This is a genomic window from Aeromonas sp. ZOR0001 (assembly GCF_000801015.1).
In the GTDB taxonomy this organism is placed as follows: domain Bacteria; phylum Pseudomonadota; class Gammaproteobacteria; order Enterobacterales; family Aeromonadaceae; genus Aeromonas; species Aeromonas veronii.
The window spans coordinates 1-18,991 of the sequence record NZ_JRJY01000109.1; the positions used below are offsets into that span (position 1 = coordinate 1).

General features: G+C 55.6%; 20 protein-coding genes and 1 pseudogene. 5 read left to right on the plus strand and 16 right to left on the minus strand.

The features are described from left to right. Positions 1-43 precede the first annotated feature (43 nt). A pseudogene (locus L972_RS21470) lies at positions 44-130 on the plus strand (ArgR family transcriptional regulator); the annotation flags it as partial. 132 nt (positions 131-262) lie between these two features. Here L972_RS21470 and L972_RS14035 read toward each other — a convergent pair. The 4 genes from L972_RS14035 to arcA form a co-directional block, all read right to left on the minus strand. Further along, entirely contained in the window at positions 263-1,669 is a 1,407-nt protein-coding gene (locus L972_RS14035; RefSeq protein ID WP_005339725.1) for a YfcC family protein, read from the minus strand. A gap of 123 nt (positions 1,670-1,792) precedes the next feature. After that, entirely contained in the window at positions 1,793-2,797 is a 1,005-nt protein-coding gene (gene argF, locus L972_RS14040; RefSeq protein ID WP_005339721.1) for an ornithine carbamoyltransferase, read from the minus strand. 79 nt (positions 2,798-2,876) lie between these two features. After that, positions 2,877-3,803: a carbamate kinase gene (gene arcC / locus L972_RS14045; RefSeq protein WP_005339719.1), complete on the minus strand. Its 927-nt coding sequence runs from the start codon at positions 3,801-3,803 to the stop codon at positions 2,877-2,879. A gap of 62 nt (positions 3,804-3,865) precedes the next feature. Then, a complete protein-coding gene (gene arcA, locus L972_RS14050) occupies positions 3,866-5,086 on the minus strand; it encodes an arginine deiminase (RefSeq protein WP_005339718.1) in 1,221 nt (406 codons plus the stop codon). Between the two features lie 747 nt (positions 5,087-5,833). Between arcA and L972_RS21660 the strand changes: the two genes are divergently transcribed. The 3 genes from L972_RS21660 to L972_RS14060 all read left to right on the plus strand — a co-directional run bounded on the left by L972_RS21660 (position 5,834) and on the right by L972_RS14060 (position 7,126). Then, positions 5,834-5,971, plus strand: a complete 138-nt coding sequence (locus tag L972_RS21660; RefSeq protein ID WP_162504347.1) for a hypothetical protein — start codon at positions 5,834-5,836, stop codon at positions 5,969-5,971. Between the two features lie 137 nt (positions 5,972-6,108). Beyond that, a complete protein-coding gene (locus tag L972_RS14055; protein WP_047438990.1) occupies positions 6,109-6,756 on the plus strand; it encodes an AAA family ATPase in 648 nt (215 codons plus the stop codon). A 1-nt stretch (position 6,757) separates the two neighbouring features. Beyond that, entirely contained in the window at positions 6,758-7,126 is a 369-nt protein-coding gene (locus L972_RS14060) for a hypothetical protein (RefSeq protein WP_005339715.1), read from the plus strand. A 720-nt stretch (positions 7,127-7,846) separates the two neighbouring features. Here L972_RS14060 and hemN read toward each other — a convergent pair. The 4 genes from hemN to L972_RS14085 form a co-directional block, all read right to left on the minus strand. Then, positions 7,847-9,220 (minus strand): oxygen-independent coproporphyrinogen III oxidase, encoded by a 1,374-nt coding sequence (gene hemN, locus L972_RS14065; protein WP_047438992.1) that lies wholly within the window; start codon positions 9,218-9,220, stop codon positions 7,847-7,849. A 31-nt stretch (positions 9,221-9,251) separates the two neighbouring features. Then, entirely contained in the window at positions 9,252-9,692 is a 441-nt protein-coding gene (locus L972_RS14070) for a DUF2489 domain-containing protein (protein WP_047438993.1), read from the minus strand. An 11-nt stretch (positions 9,693-9,703) separates the two neighbouring features. Continuing rightward, the gene (gene yihI / locus L972_RS14075) at positions 9,704-10,291 is read right to left on the minus strand and encodes a Der GTPase-activating protein YihI (RefSeq protein ID WP_047438995.1); all 588 of its coding nucleotides are present in this window, start codon (positions 10,289-10,291) and stop codon (positions 9,704-9,706) included. A gap of 836 nt (positions 10,292-11,127) precedes the next feature. Continuing rightward, positions 11,128-11,745 (minus strand): c-type cytochrome, encoded by a 618-nt coding sequence (locus L972_RS14085; protein WP_005339710.1) that lies wholly within the window; start codon positions 11,743-11,745, stop codon positions 11,128-11,130. Positions 11,746-11,887: 142 nt separating this feature from the next. On the opposite strand from L972_RS14085, the gene yihA reads away from it, so the two are divergent. Then, a complete protein-coding gene (gene yihA / locus L972_RS14090) occupies positions 11,888-12,544 on the plus strand; it encodes a ribosome biogenesis GTP-binding protein YihA/YsxC (RefSeq protein ID WP_042657324.1) in 657 nt (218 codons plus the stop codon). A gap of 776 nt (positions 12,545-13,320) precedes the next feature. On the opposite strand, the gene L972_RS14095 is transcribed toward yihA, so the two are convergent. From L972_RS14095 to dprA, 8 genes are all read right to left on the minus strand, one after another. Next, positions 13,321-13,581 carry a DUF1488 domain-containing protein gene (locus tag L972_RS14095; protein ID WP_019445781.1) on the minus strand — a complete coding sequence of 87 codons (261 nt, stop codon included), beginning with the start codon at positions 13,579-13,581 and terminating at the stop codon, positions 13,321-13,323. Further along, positions 13,578-14,399 carry a shikimate dehydrogenase gene (gene aroE / locus L972_RS14100; protein WP_047439000.1) on the minus strand — a complete coding sequence of 274 codons (822 nt, stop codon included), beginning with the start codon at positions 14,397-14,399 and terminating at the stop codon, positions 13,578-13,580. Before aroE ends, L972_RS14095 begins: the two co-directional genes overlap by 4 nt. Positions 14,400-14,502: 103 nt before the next feature. Then, positions 14,503-15,411, minus strand: a complete 909-nt coding sequence (gene hemF, locus L972_RS14105) for an oxygen-dependent coproporphyrinogen oxidase (RefSeq protein ID WP_047439002.1) — start codon at positions 15,409-15,411, stop codon at positions 14,503-14,505. Positions 15,412-15,523: 112 nt separating this feature from the next. After that, positions 15,524-16,084, minus strand: a complete 561-nt coding sequence (locus L972_RS14110) for an L-threonylcarbamoyladenylate synthase (protein WP_047439003.1) — start codon at positions 16,082-16,084, stop codon at positions 15,524-15,526. A 134-nt stretch (positions 16,085-16,218) separates the two neighbouring features. Beyond that, positions 16,219-16,722: a 5-(carboxyamino)imidazole ribonucleotide mutase gene (gene purE / locus L972_RS14115; RefSeq protein WP_005339704.1), complete on the minus strand. Its 504-nt coding sequence runs from the start codon at positions 16,720-16,722 to the stop codon at positions 16,219-16,221. 74 nt (positions 16,723-16,796) lie between these two features. Then, complete coding sequence (locus L972_RS14120; protein WP_005339702.1) at positions 16,797-17,354, minus strand: DNA topoisomerase family protein; 558 nt, start codon at positions 17,352-17,354, stop codon at positions 16,797-16,799. A 55-nt stretch (positions 17,355-17,409) separates the two neighbouring features. Continuing rightward, a complete protein-coding gene (locus L972_RS14125) occupies positions 17,410-17,883 on the minus strand; it encodes a DUF494 family protein (protein WP_005339699.1) in 474 nt (157 codons plus the stop codon). Further along, positions 17,876-18,991 carry a DNA-processing protein DprA gene (gene dprA / locus L972_RS14130; RefSeq protein ID WP_047439005.1) on the minus strand — a complete coding sequence of 372 codons (1,116 nt, stop codon included), beginning with the start codon at positions 18,989-18,991 and terminating at the stop codon, positions 17,876-17,878. Before dprA ends, L972_RS14125 begins: the two co-directional genes overlap by 8 nt.

Consider the following 18,991-nt stretch of genomic DNA (forward strand, 5'->3'; position numbering starts at 1 on the left):
ATGACCTCTACTTTTGAGTGCTCCAAAAAATGGGGGGATTACCGATGTAGTGCTGGTCGCGCCGCGCCATATCAGCCGTACCCGTCAGGCCCACGCCGCCGTGGTGCGCACGCTGGCGCAGGCCCGCTAAGCCATTTCCCCTAAATACATCGAGGCGACCCGCGGGTCGCCTTTTTGTTGCCTGCTACTTTGTGTCCATCACTTCTTGCGCCCAATAAAAAACGGGAGCCGCAGGCTCCCGTTTCATCTTGCTTGTTATCCCTCAGGAGAGCACGGCGCCCAGGCTCAGGCAGACCACGATCAGCACGGTCAGGATACCGAGCAGCGGAGCCACCCACTTCAGCCAGCGCACATAAGGCACCTTGGCAATGGCCAGGCCGCCCATGACCACGGCGGAGGTCGGGGTCACCAGGTTCACCAGACCGGAGGCAGACTGGTAAGCAGTCACCACCAGATCGCGGCCCACGTTGGCGAAGTCGGCCAGCGGCGCCATGATCGGCATGGTCAGTACGGCCAGACCGGAGGAGGATGGCACCAGGAAGGAGAGCACCACTTCCAGCACGAACATCACGTTGATAAAGACGATGGTGGAGAGGCCGGTCACGATCCCTTCTGCACTGTGCAAAATGGTGTGAGTGATCATGCCGTTATCCATCACTACCACGATACCGCGGGCGATACCGATGATCAGCGCCACCCCTAGCAGGTCACGGGCACCGTCGATAAAGTTGGAGGTCAGCTCCTCTTCGCTCATGCGGGAGATGAGACCAACGATGATGGCAGCAGCCAGGAACACGCCGGAGATCTGCGCCATCCACCAGCCCAGCACGGCCACACCGTAGATCATCACGGCGAAGGCGGCGACGAAGATACCCAGCACGATTTTACGGGTCAGGGTGAACTCCAGCATCTGGTCGCTCTTGTTGCCAAGGAAGTGGGCACGGTTCTCTTCCCACTTGTCAGCCACCAGAGATTTACTCGGATCGCTGCGCACCATCTTGGCGTAACGCATGACGTAGGCAACACAGAGCAGCCAACCGGCGACCAGCATGGCAACGCGCAGCCAGATACCGTCGGTGAAGGAGATACCGGCGGCGTTGGCGGCGATAACGGTGGCAAACGGGTTGATGGTGGAACCCAGAGTACCGATACCGGCACCCAGCAATACGGTTGCCGCGGCGACCACAGGGTCGAAGCGGGCGGCCATCATCACCGGCACCAGCAGGGTGTAGAACGGCAGCGACTCTTCGGCCATGCCGTAGATGGTGCCGCCTGCGGCGAACAGCGCCATCAGGATCGGGATCATCCACTCTTCCCGGCCGCGCAGGCGGTCGGTCACACGTTCAATACCGGCATCGATGGCACCTGTCTTGGTCACAATGCCAAGAAAACCACCGATGATCAGGATAAAGAGGGAGACGTCGATGGCGCCTGCCTCATAGGTGTCGTGGTTGTAGAGGCCATCGATAGGTGCCAGCAGCACGTCGACGATCCCCTGGGGATTCCCCTCCACCAGTTTGTAGGTACCCGCCACCGGCACTTCTTTGCCGAGGGCTTCGTTCATGGTCATCTCGTATTTGCCGGCCGGCACTATCCAGCTCAGGGCGGCCACCAGGGCGATCAGCACAAACAGTATCGTGTAGGCTGACGGGAACTTGAATTTGGTCATGGTCCAGCTTCCTTCTGTGGGTGTGGTATCCATGCAGGCTGCGGGTTGTAGGGTTAGAGGTATTATGCCGCTGTCACATGGTCGAAAAGCCGGGGGTCGCCCCCCGGCACCACTACTGCGACCTTAGTCGCCCAGCGTAGCAACCATCACTGCCTTGATGGTGTGCATCCGGTTTTCGGCCTCGTCGAACACGATGCTGTGCTCGGATTCGAACACGTCCTCGGTCACTTCCAGGCCTTTCATGCCATATTTGTCAGCCACTTCCTTGCCCATGGTGGTCTCGTCGTTGTGGAACGCGGGCAGGCAGTGCATGAACTTCACATCCGGGTTCTTGGTGGCATTGATGACATCCATGTTGACCTGATAAGGGGTCATCAGTTTGACGCGCTGATCCCAGGCTTCTTTCGCTTCACCCATGGATACCCAGACGTCGGTGTAGAGGAAGTCAGCACCCAGCACACCCTCTTTCACATCTTCGGTCAGGGTGATGCGTGCGCCGGTCTCTTCGGCGATCAGGCGGCACTTGGCAACCAGCTCCTCTTCCGGCCAGAAGGCTTTCGGTGCGACCAGACGGATGTCCATGCCCATTTTGGCAGCGCCGACCATCAGGGAGTTGCCCATGTTGTTGCGGGCATCACCCAGGTAGGCGAACTTGATTTGATCCAGACGCTTGCCCTTGCCGTGCTCCAGCATGGTCATGAAATCGGCCAGGATCTGGGTCGGGTGGAATTCGTTGGTCAGGCCGTTCCAGACCGGAACACCTGCATAGGCGCCCAGTTCTTCGACGATCTCCTGACCGTAGCCGCGGTATTCGATACCGTCATACATGCGACCCAGTACACGGGCGGTGTCCTTCATGGACTCCTTGTGACCGATTTGGGAACCGCTTGGGCCAAGGTAGGAGACCTGAGCGCCCTGGTCGAAGGCCGCTACTTCAAACGCACAGCGGGTACGGGTGGAGGTCTTCTCGAAAATCAGGGCGATGTTCTTGCCGACCAGATGCTTGCGCTCGTAGCCACCGTATTTGGCTTTCTTCAGGTCGATGGCCAGATCGATCATGTATTGGATTTCGCGCGGGGTGAAGTCCAGCAGTTTCAGGAAGTTACGGTTACGCAGATTAAAAGCCATGATGAGTTCTCTCTATATATGTTTCAGACCAGTTCGGGCAGTAGTGTTGACTACGCATTCTCAGTACAGATATCGGTAATTACGCATGTACGGTGCGGGTGGCGACGATATTGGTGCCGGCTTCACCCTTGAGGATGGCGAGGCCATCTTCCAGCGAGCCGATGCCGACCATGCCGCCGGTCGCTTTGACAAATTCACAGGAGGCTTCGACTTTCGGTCCCATGGAACCTGCATCGAACTTGACCCCGGCCAGCTCGTCCGGGCTGGTGACTCGCAGCGGACGCTGGGTCGGCTTGCCCCAATCTAGGTAGACAGCATCGGCATCGGTCAGGATCAGCAGGGCGTCGGCCTTGATCTGCTTGGCCAGATAGGCGGCAGACATGTCCTTGTCGATGACGGCTTCGATACCGGTCAGGCTCTGGCCATCCCAGGTCACCGGGATACCGCCACCACCGGTACAGATGATGAGGTGACCCTGGGCAATCAGGGTTTCGATGGCGTCGCCTTCGACGATGCGCTGGGGCAGCGGGGATGGCACTACGCGGCGGAAGAACTTGCCGTCAGCCTTGACCACCCAGTGCTTCTCTTCTGCCAGGGTGCGGGCTTCAGCCTCTTCGTAGACGGGGCCGATAAATTTGGTCGGGTTGGCAAACGCCGGATCCTTGGGATCGACCTGCACCTGAGTCAGCAGCGCGGTGACGTTGCGGCTCGGCATCAGGTTTTTCAGCTCCTGAATCAGCATGTAGCCGATCATGCCCTGGGACTCGGCACCCAGCACATCCAGCGGATAGGGGGATACCTTGGTGTAGGCGCTGTTTTGCAGGGCCAGCAGGCCGACTTGCGGACCGTTGCCATGCACCAGCACCACGTTGTACTCCTGAGCGATCAGGGCGATGGTCTTGGCGGCAGTTGCAATATTCTTGCGCTGGATATCCGCTTCCAGTGGCTCACCACGACGGAGCAGAGCATTGCCACCCAGAGCGACGACGACAGTTGGTTTTTTCATAGTGGTTAATCTCGAGTTTGGTTCTGTGTGGCGCCAGCTTCTGCCGGCGCCACGCCGTCTCATCAGATGCTGTCGCGTTCCATCGGGCAGCTCATGCAGCGGGCGCCGCCGCGGCCACGGCCCAGTTCATCACCCGGGATGGAGAGAACTGTGATACCGGCTTTGTCATACTTCTCGTTGGTGTAGGTATTGCGCTCGTAACCCACCACCACGCCGGGACGTACGGTCAGTACGTTGTTGGCGTCGTTCCACTGCTCGCGTTCGGCTTCGAAGCTGTCACCGCCAGTGGTGATGATCTTCAGCTGATCGACGCCCAGTGCTTTCTCGATAGCGGTGACGAAGTAACCCTCTTCCTTGATGTTCATGCCGGTGGCGCCGCCCGGAGTCAGGCTCCAGCACTGCACATCCTTGCGGATCACTTCCGGATAAACGGAGAAGGTGTCGATATCCATGTGGGTCATCACGGTATCTAGGTGCATGCAGCTGCGGTGTTTCGGCAGCTCCATGGCGATGACCTGCTTGGCCTGACCATGTTTGAACAGGCTGCGAGCCAGGTGCTCGACACCTTGCGGGGTGGTGCGCTCGGACATGCCGATCAGCACGGCACCGCGGCCGATAACCAGTACGTCGCCACCCTCGATGGTGGAGTTGTCGTAGTCACGCTCCTCGTCACCGAAGTACTTGATGAAGTCCTGACCGGCAAACATCGGGTGCCAGCGGTAGATGGCCTTCACATGGTTGGTTTCGCGGCGACGAGCAGGCTTGGCCATCGGGTTGATGGATACGCCACCGTAAACCCAGCAGGAGGTGTCACGAGTGAAGAGGTGGTTGGGCAGCGGCTCGATGATGAAATCGGTCGGAGCGTGCATGCCTACTACCATATTGACGCCACTGTAGGGCATCTCGGAGTAAGTCAGGCCACCGGAGAGAATGCGGGCCAGTTCGCGGTGCGGCATGTCAGCCAGGAAGCAGCGCACGTCGTTGGCAAAAGAAGAGCCGAGGCGATAGTCGGAGACCTGATGTTGCAGCAGCCAGGTTTTGGCTTCCGGCACATCCAGGGTTTCGGCCAGCAGATTGGTCAGCAGGAAAACTTCGACATTCTGATCGCGCAGTACCTGAGCGAATTTGTCGTGCTCCTGACCGGCGCGTTCAACTGACAGGACGTCATCGAACAGCAGATCCTGGCAGTTGGAAGGAGTCAGACGCTTCAGACTGAGGTTGGGGCGGTGCAACATGACACGGCGCAATTGGCCAACTTCAGAACCTACATAAAATTTGCTCATGATTATATTCCGTCTAGCAGTGGTCCCTGCGAGTGATTGAATAGATTCCTTCTATTCATGCTCGTGGCTAAGGCGGGATATTCTTTATGTAGGGTAATCGGCTTATGTTCTATCCTGCCCTTGCCTTTCGAGACCGAGGTTAGCCCTGCGAATCACGACAAACTTAGACATTGATCACATTCACTCAGAACTGAATATATTCACCATCCAATCTATGACCCCGGTAGCAAATTGCGCATTTTCCACACAAAGCACACCGAATAACCATGCAAAACCACCCCGCTATATTTCAGGTTGATTCATTTTTTATTCATGCCAGTTCACTGGAGTGATTAAATGCAAATAACAAAAACCGTTAAAAATCATTACTGTAAATAACTTTACAAATAGAATTTGAATATTACTCCCTAGGTATTGAATACATCGCCGTGACGGGAGGAACGCAGGAGAAATAAATACTCACATCTACCACATTCACTGCATAAATCTTTTCTTGTTCCAGATCATGGCATTGATGCCAACCCCATCAGGCTCGGCCTTATAAGTCATCACCTCTTTGTGCAGTTCAACTTAATATGCACAAAGTCCGCATCAAGGTGGGCAACCATCCTCGTCGGTCACCACAACGCCTTTTGATACTTTTTTCATTAATTGAATTTATTCGTCTCACCTTGCGCTGGCGCCAACCTCGACTTAACTCAGAAAGTGATCCAGATCACACAGAAATGGCACTACCAAGGAGTTGTTATGAAAATGAAACCCATGCTGTTGCTCGCGACTTTGCTGCTCTCTGCGCTCCCCACCCTCAGTCAGGCTGAAGGAGCCCCTGCCATGCCCATGGTGGTATGCCATGTTGACAAGGCCCCCCCAGATGCTGGTGCCTGACTATGTCTGCCGCTGGCAGGGAGGCAGCGTTCATTACTAGTCGAAACAACGAGAGGAGCATCACTCCTCTCGCCTTGTGATGAGACTGGCCCCTCCTATACTGAAATCAGCGGTTTTCTCATGGATAGGGGAGCGTCATGATCTTGTTGGTCGGTGGAGAGAAGGGGGGGAGTGGCAAGAGCTGCCTGGCACAAAATCTGGCTGTCTACCTCAGATCCCAATTTCAGGGGGAGGTGTTACTGGTCGACTGCGACCCGCAGCGCACCACCTCTGACTGGATTCAGGAGCGCAACGACAACCCGGAGCTACCACAAATCAACTGCGTGCAGCTCTATGGCAATATTCGCAACGACCTGCTCAGCCTGAAAAACCGCTACGACTACGTCATCGTCGATTGCGGCGGGCAAGACAACCGGGCACTGCGCTCCACCATGGCTGTCGCCACCCACGCCCTGATCCCCTTGCGCCCGAAACGCCGTGACCTCAAGACCCTGCCCCACATGGAAGATCTCATCACCACCTGCAAGATGGTCAACCCGGCCCTCAATGCAGCAGTAGTGCTGACCCAGTGCCCCGCCCTGCCCAATCAGGTAAAACGCATTCTCGAAGCGAAAGAGGTTTGCTCCTCGTTCGGTGTCGACGTCCTGAACGCCATCACCTATGGCCGCAACGTCTATGACGACAGCGAAGAGAAGGGACTGTCGGTGATGGAGATCGAGCCGGATGGCAAATCCGCCGAAGAGATCCGGGCCATCGCCAAAGAGTTCCTGCAAGTGGGGGTGTGAGATGGGTCTGGCCGATCTGAAGAAAAAGCACCAGCTGCATCACCAGAAGAAGTTCACCGTCGACGAATTTATCGAAGATGCGGAGTTCTACGCCAAGGGCAAGCCCAAGGTGGTCAGCCTTGAACTGGGCCTGCATCGTGACGAGGCGTTGTCGGCGCTGGCCTTTATCGAGAGTGGCGAGCACCTGAAGCCCAGCTACAAAAAGGCTACCTTCTCCATGAGCACAGTGGCCATCGACGAGCTGGGTAATCTGACCCAGCAAGATGGCATGAACAAGTCCCTGTTGCTGCGCCTCTTTACCCACTACTTCTCTTCGCTGACTCCTGAGGAGCGCCAGACCATCTATGAGCGACTCAATCAGCGCTCATAATTTCTCCATTCAGCCGCTCTTTGTGTGCCTCGCCAACTCACCCCTAATGACCATCATCAGACTGCAACATCTGTTTCTGAAGCAACCAAAACGCCGTGTCAGAGATCTGCCATCCCAGATGTAAGCCAATAGCCGAAAAGATCCCCGAGATAATCGGAAGATAAGATCTTAAAACATGAAGACGATAAACTTAACCAGCTGTTTATAAATGAATAAATCGAAAATCATTACTTTCGAAATAGCTAATGACAAAAACGTTTTCCAATCTGGCGTTGTAGCCGGTTAGAAAATCCTTATAGTTACTCATGCACGGACGCAATGAAGTCGGTCAGGAAGACTGGCTGCCAGGGTTGGGCAAATGGACTCACCACAGGATGTGGTAAAGGACACCTCCCAGGACGGAGAAAGTGCGACGGGACAGGATGACTCGTCAGGCCAAGATGGCTAAAGGACACCCCAAAGGATTGGGAAGGGGAAACCTAACGGAAGAGGTAAACAGTCAGGGATTGCAGGGAGCAACTTCGTTCAAGGATCTGAGCGATACGACTACTGGGGGCGACGCAAGTCGCCCCCATCTTTTTATCTGCGTTTCACAGCCCTATCGCTTGCCTCAGCCCACGGCCTTCTTGCCAGAACCTTCGCGACCCGCTGCCTAAGCAAAATACATATGAAAGGGCGCCACTATGGCACCCTTTTCTGTTTTCTCATCGGCAAACAAGCTTATATCACGCGAGAGAACTGCTGCTGACGCGCCTTGTTGCGCAGGTACACGTCGAAGCACATGCAGATATTGCGGATCAGCAGCTGCCCCGTGGAGGAGACCTCCAGGCCATCCTCCGTCATACGCACCAATCCATCGTTGATGAAGGTCTGCAGCAGCTTGAGATCGTCGGCAAAATACTCTCTGAAATTGAGCCCATGCGCCTGCTCGACAGACGCAAAGTTCAGACGGAAATCACAGATGAGCCGCTTGATCACCTCACGGCGGATCAGGTCATCCTGATTGAGCGAGCAGCCTTTCCACTGGGCATGACCCAGCTCTGCAACCTGCGCGTAATACGCCTTGAGCTCTTTCTGGTTCTGGGAATAGGCATCACCGATCATGCTGATGGAGGAGACCCCCAGCCCCAGCAGATCGCAATCACCTTGAGTGGTATAGCCCTGGAAGTTGCGGTGCAGCTTGCCCTCGCGCTGCGCGACCGCCAGTTCGTCATTTGGTTTGGCAAAATGGTCCATGCCGATGAACTGGTAACCCTGACCGGTGAGGAAGGCGATGGTGTCCTGCAGCATGGCCAGTTTCTCCTGCGGCGCAGGCATATCCACCTCTTTCAACTTGCGCTGGGCGGCAAAGCGGCTCGGCAGATGGGCATAGTTGAAGATGGAGAGGCGCGCCGGATCCGTCTTGAGCACCTCTTCCAGCGTATGGTGGAAGCTGGCACGATCCTGATGCGGCAGGCCATAGATAAGGTCGAGGTTGGTCGAGCGGAAGCCAAGTTCACGGGCCCGCTCCAACATAGCTTTAATAAAGTCGTTGTCCTGCTCGCGGTTGACCGCAACCTGCACATCCTTGTTGAAGTCCTGCACCCCAAGGCTGATGCGGTTGAAGCCGACGTCTCGCAGCACATCCAGCATGGTAATGGCAATCTCGCGCGGATCGACCTCGATGCTGAACTCCCCCTCTTCGGCGAAATGGAAGTGCTCACGCAGCATGGCCATCAGGCGGCGCGTTTGCGCTTCATCCAGATAGGTGGGTGTACCGCCACCCCAGTGCAGCTGGGTGACCATACGGTGCTTGAAGAGCGGGGCTTGCGCCTTGATCTCCTGCTCCAGGTAGTCGAGGTACTCGTCAGCCTTGTGCTGATGGCGGGTAATGACCTTGTTGCAGCCGCAGTAGTAGCAGAGCTTGTGACAGAAAGGGATGTGCACGTAGAGCGACAGATTGCGCTCGGGATACTGGCCGGCAGCGCGGACAAAATCCGGATAGCCGAAGCTCTCGTTGAACTCCAGCGCAGTGGGATAAGAGGTGTATCGCGGGCCACTGTAGTTATATTTTTCGATCAGGGCCTGATCCCACACAATCTGTTCTGCTTGCACGCTCGCTTCCTCTCTTGTTGTTATTGTTGGCTCACCGACCTAACTGAAAATCCTTCAGCTGGGCCACATCCTTGAGGATCTGAGCCTCCAGCTCGGCCTCGTAGCCGCTGCGTTCGAGATCCATCTTCATCACTTCATTGCGCTTGAGGGCGCGTCTGGCCTCATGAGTCGGCATATCTTTCACCTTCTCATACAGCCCGTACAGACCCGGGAACTCGGCAACGAACGCTCGCCCCCCCTTGATCTGCAACGCATCCAGCAGATTGGTCAGCCGAATGGCGCCTTCGGAGTAATCGCACTGACCCTCCTCCACCGCATGGGCAATGACCCGTACGCTCTCCAGAATTCGCTCATTGCGAGCAGTTATAGCCTGCCACTGCATCGCTTGCTGTCGCCTCAGTCTGGCCAGCAGCATGCCTGCATAGATGGCCAATCCTGACAAAATCAGGCCGCCCAACAGGGCGGCCAGCATCCATCCACTCATCACTTTTTCTTCGGCTCAGGCTTGGGTTCCGGCTTGAAATCGACCTGGTTGAAACGATCCCACAGCTCCTCTTCGGAAGCTGGTTTCTGCTCGTCGAACTCGGCGTCATCGCCATCATCAAACGGCAGTTCATCATCTTCATCATCGTCGTTGTCGATGATGCCCAGCTCATCCATCAGCTCCTGATAACGGTCGACACGCTGATCAACCCAGGCCTGCTCGGCCGCTTCCAGGGTTTCACCGGCATCCAGACGATCCAGCAGGTCATTCAAGCGGTCATCGTTTTCGATAGAAGCCAGCTCCTGCTCGGGGGTCATCACCAGCTTCTTCTCTTTCACCGCCTTGGGTGCTGCCGGCTTCTTCTGTTTGTCATCCACTACCAGTACTACCGGCTTGCGGGAACCAATACGCGGATCTTTGGACTGGCTGTTGCCAGACTTGCTCTTCGGCTGTTCAACTTGCTGACGAGAACCAGCCTTCAGGCCCTTGCGCTTGGCAGCCCGTTTACGCTCACGGCCTTCCTGAGCACTGACATCAGATTCTTTGCGCTTGCCAGTAGGCTTGCGAGTGGGTTGTTTGGCAGACATGAATGGCTAACTCCGAAAATAACTGGTTTGACCCGTACCCGGGATGATCTCACCCGGTGGGATACGATGCGAGGAACAGTAAGGCTGGAACAAGAGCAGGATCCCGCACCAATCCGGCCCAATCAGGCCACTGAACACCGCAGGATCGGTATCCTCTGGGCATGTTGCTGCTATTTTGACACAGAATGGCTAATCGGGTTAATGACCCAAAAGAAAAAAGGCAGCCGAAGCTGCCTTGATATGTTCATGCGTGCGCCATCCTGAATGGCAAAACAATCTGTTTCGTCCTCTCCTTGACAAATTGTCGCCGCATCATATCGTTGTGTGGTCATCCTGACCTTATATTGGTCGTTCCTGAATGTGCGTGTGCCTGTTTGACCCGTCTCGACCGCATCCTGCCATCGTGCCGGGGAGTCTGCATCCCGCAACCCCATCCCGCTCCGGAGATGGTCACCATCCTGATCCTTCAATCCTTTGCCAGCTCATCCGAGCCCATGGCATCCCGCCACGCCAGCCATCCTCTGCTCACAACACCCTGTCGTGAAACCGCCACCCAATCCGTGGGTGAATCCATTAAGCCTACTGTACCAACTCTATAAAGCGGCTCAATCCACTCAAAACATTCTCAACATGTCGAAAAATATCAACACTCTCATAATTAATTGATAAATAATGATTATTTAATATTTTATGCAATTTTATGAGCCTTGACCTGCCTTGAGAATGGGAGATCTCTTACAGAACGGGGGGATTAAACCGAGAATTATCTGAAAGCCATAAAAACAACGGGGAGCCCAGGCTCCCCGTTTCAACTCAAATCGACCGTATCGACTATATCAGTGCAGACCCGCCACATATTTGGAGAGGGCTTCGATATCCTGATCAGTCAGTTTCTTGGCAACGTCCCGCATCATGCCGTTCGGATCGTTGTCACGCGTCCCGGCACGGAATGCGGTGAGCTGAGCTTTGATATAGGCAGGATGCTGGCCGGACAGGTTTGGATACTTCGCCTGTTCGACACCCGAGCCACGGGGACCATGGCAAGCCGTACAAGCTGCCAGACCACGACTCATGTCACCACCCATATAGAGTGCCTTGCCCGCTTCGACCACGTCGTCAGGGACGGCGATAGGGGTAACCTTCAGGCTGGAGAAATAAGCCGCCAGGTCATCCATGTCCTGTTCCGACAAAGGTAACGCCATCGGCCCCATCACTGGCGCAACCCGGCCAATTTGACCAGAAGCGGCAGCCTTCAGTTCAACTAACTGCTTTTTGATATATGATGCGTGCTGACCAGCAATTTTGGGGTACATATCAACCAGGCTGTTTCCGTCCGGTCCATGACAAGCCGCACAAACGGCAGCCTTGGTCTGTCCCGCAGCGGCATCGCCCTTGGCTTGTGCCATCCCCGTTACGCCAACCATCAGAGCAAGAGTAATGACTAGGTTCTTCATGGCGTTCCAACTTTTCGTTATTAGGCTTCCAGATCCCATGCCGCTGAAGGCATGTTAAAATAAACGCGTTTAAGCGACGCTATTTTACACCATTTTACAAAAAAGTAACTCTATAACCCTCTATCTCCATGGGGAATTTACGTTGGATACACAAACTCTGAATTTCAATAAGGTGCATTTTGTGACCAGCGCACCCGACATCCGTCACCTGCCAAATGATGGGGGTGTCGAGATCGCGTTTGCCGGCCGTTCCAACGCCGGTAAGTCATCTGCATTGAACACCTTAACCAAACACAAGAACCTGGCGCGCACCAGTAAGACACCCGGTCGTACCCAGCTGATCAACCTGTTTGAGCTGGAACCGGGCAAGCGTCTGGTCGACTTGCCGGGTTATGGTTATGCGCAAGTTCCGCTGGAAATGAAGCTCAAGTGGCAAAAGTCACTGGCAGAGTATCTACAGCGCCGTGAGTCATTGAAAGGTCTGGTGATCCTGATGGACATCCGCCACCCGCTCAAAGATACCGACATGAACATGCTGGAGTGGAGTTCACACCGTCAGTTGCCCGTCATGCTGTTGCTGACCAAGGCTGACAAACTGAGCCCGGGTCCGCGCAACAACCAGGTGATCAAGGTGCGCCAGGCTGTTGCCAACCTCGGTTCCCAGATCCAGGTTGAAGCATTCTCCTCCCTCACCAACATCGGTGTGGAGAAGCTGGCGCAAACCCTAACCGAATGGTACGTCAGTGGTGACGATACCGACCTGCTGGACGCTGACGAACAACAACCTGTCGAGGAGTAATCCACTCCTCGCTCTCCTTGCAATTGGCGGAGCACTCCTCCGCTGATTGAAAGGGTTTCAGATTGCCGCTTTCACCTGCCTCACGACAAACACCCTGCATTCGCCTCCCCAGTTATATCCATTACCGCTTACAGTTCATATAGATAGATCGTTAATTCATGGTGGAAATTAACTTAAGGAGGTGTTGATAACGTTTTCAAATCTGTTCTTTCACAACGAACCAGAATTACAAAAAGAGACCAAAATGAAATTTAATTACAAAATCTAACCGAGAGGGATAAAAATGAGGCCGGACGACAGTGATGCCATCCAGCCTGAAATAATAAGTTCAAAAAATTGGGAAGAAGCTGAATCTTGAGTACCAGACGACAGGTATTCCTCAAGAAGCAGCCTCATTCTATCAAATGCATCGCTAATTTAAAGCATTTACTCTAAATGCCGCGCATAAAAAAACACCCCGACGAGAACCTCATCGGGGCAGCTATTCAGCCACATTCAATTACGTGAAATAAAAGGTCTGAAAGATAGAACATCTTACCTCTGTACCCTACGCAGACAACTGTACAGCAAAGCAGCAGAAAGTGAAAGTAATTTATGTAATTTAGTTTCACAACTTACAGATTAAGAAAAAATCTTTTATTTTCATACAGATAAAAAAATCCCCAGTACGAATACCGGGGAGTTATAAAGGTGACTAGCTAGCACTTCCTCAACTATCTAGTTAGTCAGCGCCATTTCAAAGTAGTTCCGCTACAAAACAAAAAAACTTTGAATAATCAGAGATAGATAGCGCCATCTTCAGCAAACTCTTGTTCTTCAATGAGTTTTTCAGCCATGTCTTCAATATCAAAACGTACACTTTCGAAGGCTCTGACGATGTCATCCTCCCTCGTCAGCGCCAGACCTGTCATTCTCTCCAGCCGCCGCTGACTGATGTAACAATCTATCAGCGCCCCCATCTGCTGGGCAGGAAAACGCACCCGCTGTTCGTCAGCCTGCCACTCCATCAGGTCGGGAAACAGAATACCCTGGTTCATATCACCCCCAAGTTACGCTTCAGCTCTCTCAATACCTGTTTAGTCCCGGGACGAATTCCGCGCCACACGGTAAACGCTTCGGCGGCCTGCTCCACCAGCATGCCGAGTCCATCCATGGTTTGACGGGCCCCATGCTGTTTGGCCCAACTGATAAACGCCGTATCCGAGGCGCCATACATCATGTCGTAGATAGCAATATCAATGTGGATCAGGGCAGGGGCCAACGGCGGCAGCTCCCCTTGCAGGCTTGCGGAGGTAGAGTTGATGACGAGATCGAATGGCCCTGCCAACTGCTCATAGGTCTGGGCAGTCACAGGCCCCAGATCGTGGAATTCGGCAGCCAACTGTTGCGCTTTTGCGTGGGTGCGGTTGGCGATCACCAGCTCGCTCGGTAGCTCTGCCAGCAGCGGCGCCAATGCACCGCGAGCAGCGCCACCGGCACCCAGCAGCAGGATCCGGCTATCCGCCAGCGTCACACCATGGGACTTGAGATCGGCGACCAGACCGGCGCCATCGGTATTATCCCCCAGCAACACACCATCATCGGTCAGCTTGATGGTATTGACCGCGCCCGCCCGCTTGGCCCTCGGGCTCAAGCAATCGACCAGAGTGAATGCCTGCTCCTTAAAGGGAACGGTGACATTGCATCCCTTGCCCCCTTGGTCAAAGAAGGTGCGCAGGGCTTGGGCAAACTCGTCGACGGCGGGTTCAGCCAACCCATACTCCAGCTCTTGCTGGGTTTGTCTGGCAAACAGGGTGTGAATGAAGGGGGACTTGCTGTGGCGCACCGGGTGGCCAAAAACCAGATAACGATCCATCAAAGAGTTCCATCAGAGGGCAATATTCCGATTTAACGGGTTTTCGCACTAGGGAACAAGCCGAATATCGGCCAGCAAAAAGGGACCATCATGGTCCCTCGGGTCACAGCCACTCTCGCGGCGTGAGGTAATCGGTGTAGAGCAAGGCTTCAGGAGTGCCCGCCTCCGGCTGCCAGTCATACTCCCAACGGGCCAGCGGTGGCATCGACATCAGGATCGACTCGGTACGTCCGCCGGTCTGCAGCCCGAACAGGGTGCCCCGGTCATACACCAGATTGAACTCCACATAGCGACCACGACGATAGAGCTGGAACTCCCGCTCCCGCTCGCCATAGGGCAGTGCCTTGCGTCGCTCGATGATCGGCAGGTAGGCATCAAGATATCCCCGACCTACCGCCTGCATAAAGGCAAAGCAGTCGGCAAAGGGCCAGCGATTCAGATCGTCGAAGAAGAGACCGCCCACCCCTCGCGTCTCGTTGCGGTGTTTGAGGAAGAAGTAGCGATCACACCAGGATTTGAACTCGGGGTAGATCTCATCACCAAAGGGCTGGCAGAGATCACGAGAGACCTGATGCCAGTGCTGCACATCCTCGGCAAACGGGTAGAAGGGCGTCAAATCGAAGCCACCGCCAAACCACCAAATGGGCTCTTCGCCTTCCTTCTCGGCGATGAAGAAACGGACGTTGGCGTGGCTGGTCGGCACATAGGGGTTATGCGGATGGATCACCAGCGACACGCCCATCGCCTCAAACTTGCGACCGGCCAACTCTGGCCGATGGGCTGTAGCAGAGGCAGGCATGGCATCGCCATAGACATGTGAGAAGTTGACGCCCCCCTGCTCGATCACAGCGCCGTGGCGCAGTACACGGGTGCGACCACCGCCACCGCCTTCACGGCTCCAGGCATCTTCCACAAAGTGTCCACTGCCATCGGCCTGCTCCAGACCACGGCAGATCTCGTCCTGCAACTGTAACAGGAAGGACTTGACCTGGGCCACATCCGGTTTGCTCATCTTGTCTCCAGTCAGGCAGGATCGTGAACGCCCTGTCCATTTTTATAGTTAAATCAATCCGGTGAACTCACCACTCAGCGGATTGATAGCAAATCATGACGTATCCGCCCGCTCAGGAGGGGCGAATAATGGCGCCGGTTCGGGCGTCCTTGATCTCGGAGGGGTTAGCTTGACCACCCACTTCACCGGGCAGGATATAGGCTAACTTGCTTGCCAGCCGCTCACCGATATCGGCTACCCGACGGGCAGGCTCCTCACCGGTCAGGTTGGCGCTGGTAGAGACCAGCGGCTTGCCAAAGGCGCGACACAACGCCTGCACCTGAGGATGAGCCGTCACGCGCACCGCCAGGGTCTCGAACTGCCCGGTCAGCCAGGCCGGCGTCGTTGCACGGGCAGGCATGATCCAGGTAAAGGGGCCGGGCCAGCTGGCTTCAACCCGAGCCAGTTGTTCACCGCTAAGTTGGCTCAGATCGATGTAGTCCTGCAATTGCGCCAAATCGGCAGCAATCAGGATCAACCCCTTCTCTACCGGACGCTGTTTGATGGCCAGCAGTCGCTGCACCGCAGCTTCGGAGTCGGGATCACAACCCAGACCAAACACGGCCTCGGTCGCATAAGCAATCACCCCTTCCTGCTGGAGGGCGGCAACCGCCTGTTCAAATTCATTTGGCATAGGAAAAATGCGGCAGCCTGGCTGCCGCCTCGTCACTTAGTAGCAAGTTGAATCCATATGGCGGCGACCATGGCAAAGTGACGTTTTGCTGTTGCACAGGAAAATACGACACATCCGGATCACCACCTATTCACTTACTTGAGTTGAGCCTGCAGGGCGGCATCCTTGGCCATCACCTCTTCGGCATTCTTCTGGCGTTCGGCCCGAACCTTGGCCGCCAGTTCATCATCGGCTACTGCCAGCATCTGGGCTGCCAGATAACCTGCGTTCTTGGCACCGGCTTTGCCGATCGCCACGGTCGCTACCGGTACACCACCCGGCATCTGCACGGTGGAGAGCAGCGCATCCAGCCCCTTGAGCGGACCACCGTCGATGGGCACCCCGATCACGGGACGAGTCGTGATGCCGGCTACGGCACCCGCCAGATGCGCCGCCAGACCGGCAGCACAGATAAAGACCTTGCAGCCACGGGCCTCGGCATCGGTCACATACTGATGGGTCGCAGCCGGCGTGCGGTGCGCGGAGGTGACTTTGACTTCCACTGCGATATCAAATGACTTGAGCACCTCGAGGGTAGTCTGCATCACGGGGAAATCAGAATCAGAGCCCATCAATACGGCAACAAAGGGTTTATTCATGGTGGGAATTTCCTTACTCCAAGTGGGGGGTTGAAGTTCACCGAAAACGTTTCAATCCGGTTGCGGCGGCGGGATTATACCTGCTCACTTTGGTGGCCGCATTTCTTTTGCGGACAGACCCAACGCAGCGTTCCCCTCACTTTTTTCTCAACCATGATGCCCCAGCCACACGCGGGGCAGGGCATGGGGATCGGTTTGTCGTTCACCACATATTTGCAGTGTGGATAGCCATCACAAGAGTAAAACTGCTTGCCGTAGCGGGAGGTGCGGCTCACCAGATGACCCTTGCCGCACTCGGGGCAGAGGATCTGGGTATCGTCACTCTCCTGCAGGGATTCGATGTGCTGACAGGCCGGATACTGGGTACAACCGACAAAGAGACCGTAACGCCCCTTCTTGATCGCCAGCGGCTCTCCGCAATCGGGACAGGCAGAGCCTTCGAGCACCTTTTCGATGTCGCGGCCGGATGGCGTCAGGGAGCGTATGTAATCACAGGCAGGATAGGCAGAACAGCCAAGAAAGGGGCCATGTTTGCCCTGGCGGATCACCAGCTCGGCCCCGCATTGCGGGCACGGCTCACGCTCGAAGGCATGTTCGTGGGCTGAAAAGAGGTGATGATCGATTTTTGACATGGGCCGCGCCTTGAAATCCAGATGACCTGAATTCTACCAGCGCGGCACCGGACTGTCAGTGAATGACGCCGTCTGACTCATCAAACACCAGCTCTTCCATCTGCTGGTAGGCATTTTCACTGCCCGGTACGTTGAACAGCACCATCATGACGACCCACTTCAGGTCATCCAGCTCGATATCCGGCTTGTCCAGCTCGAGCAGGCGCTCGATACAGATCTCGCGGGTTTCGGCATTCAGCACCTGGGCCTGTTCCAGAAAGAGCAGGAAGCCGCGGCACTCGGTGCTGAGGCGTGCCAGCTCTTGCGGAGCATAGATACGCATCGAGCCTTGCGCGCTGGCGGTGACATAAACCTCCCGCTCGCTATCGTGCAGATTGGCCAGTCGCTCCAGCCAGTCGAGTGCCTTGTCGATCTCTTCTTTATCGAAACCGGCCCGGCTCAACTCGTCGGTGAGCTCATCCTGCTCGACCATCACATCTGCATCGCTGTGGATGTAGGTCTCGAAAAGGTACATCAATACATCAAACATGATTCGCCCTCCTCGCTCTGACGTATCCACCGGCTACCGCCATCACTGCACCTGCCAGCTCCAGCTCTACCAACCTGCCCAATACCACTTCGACAGGAAGCTGGGCCCGCTCAGCAACGGTATCCACGCTCGTGGTCTCATAATCTACGTTATCCAACAAATCGGCATAAGGCAATTCGCTATTATGCGGTTGCTCAGATGATGTAACCGACGGATCTGGCCGTGCGACCCACTCTGGCAGCTCTTCCACTATATCGGCCGCACTCAGCACAAGTTTGGCTCCCTGCTGAATTAATCTGTTGCACCCTATCGCCTGGGCATTTTGCGGAGCACCAGGCACAGCAAACACTTCGCGCCCCTGTTCAAGCGCATAGCGAGCGGTGATCAGCGAACCGCTCTGCTCGGTCGCCTCCACCACCAGAGTTCCCAGCGACAGACCACTGATAATACGGTTGCGACGAGGAAAATGTTCAGCCAGCGGTCCTTTATCCGGCGCCAGCTCGGAGATAAGCAAACCACCGCTCTCCAGAATCTGACCTGCCAGCCCCTGATGGCGTTTGGGGTAGAGGCAATCCAGCCCGGAACCCAACACGGCAAGGGTGATACCGCCACAAGCCAGCGCTTGCTGATGGCAAACACCATCGATACCGAGCGCAAGGCCCGAGGTGATCGCTAACCCGCATCCAACCAGCTCGCTACAAAGGCGGGAGGCATTATCTTTGCCTGCATAGGTAGGATGGCGTGTGCCCACCATTGCCAGCTGGGGTAGCGACAGCGCAGCAAGATCGCCACGACAGTAGAGCAACAGGGGTGCCGCAGGAATCTCCCGCAACAAGGGTGGATAAATCGGGTGATCTTGCGGAATAAGCAGATTGTCAGGCAACGCGGCCCAAGCCAGGCTCTGCTCAACCACCGGCGAGGGCCAGCGCAGTTGTTTGATCTGCTCTGACGACAGCCCCATACCATGCAGTTGCGCTTCATCGCTCTGGAACAGGGCATCAATACTTCCCCCGGCCCGCTCCAACAGACGTGCAGCGGTCACCGGACCAATACCGGTGACCGCATCGAGAGTTAGCCAAAGCGCCAGACGCGCGTCGGGGTAGTTCAC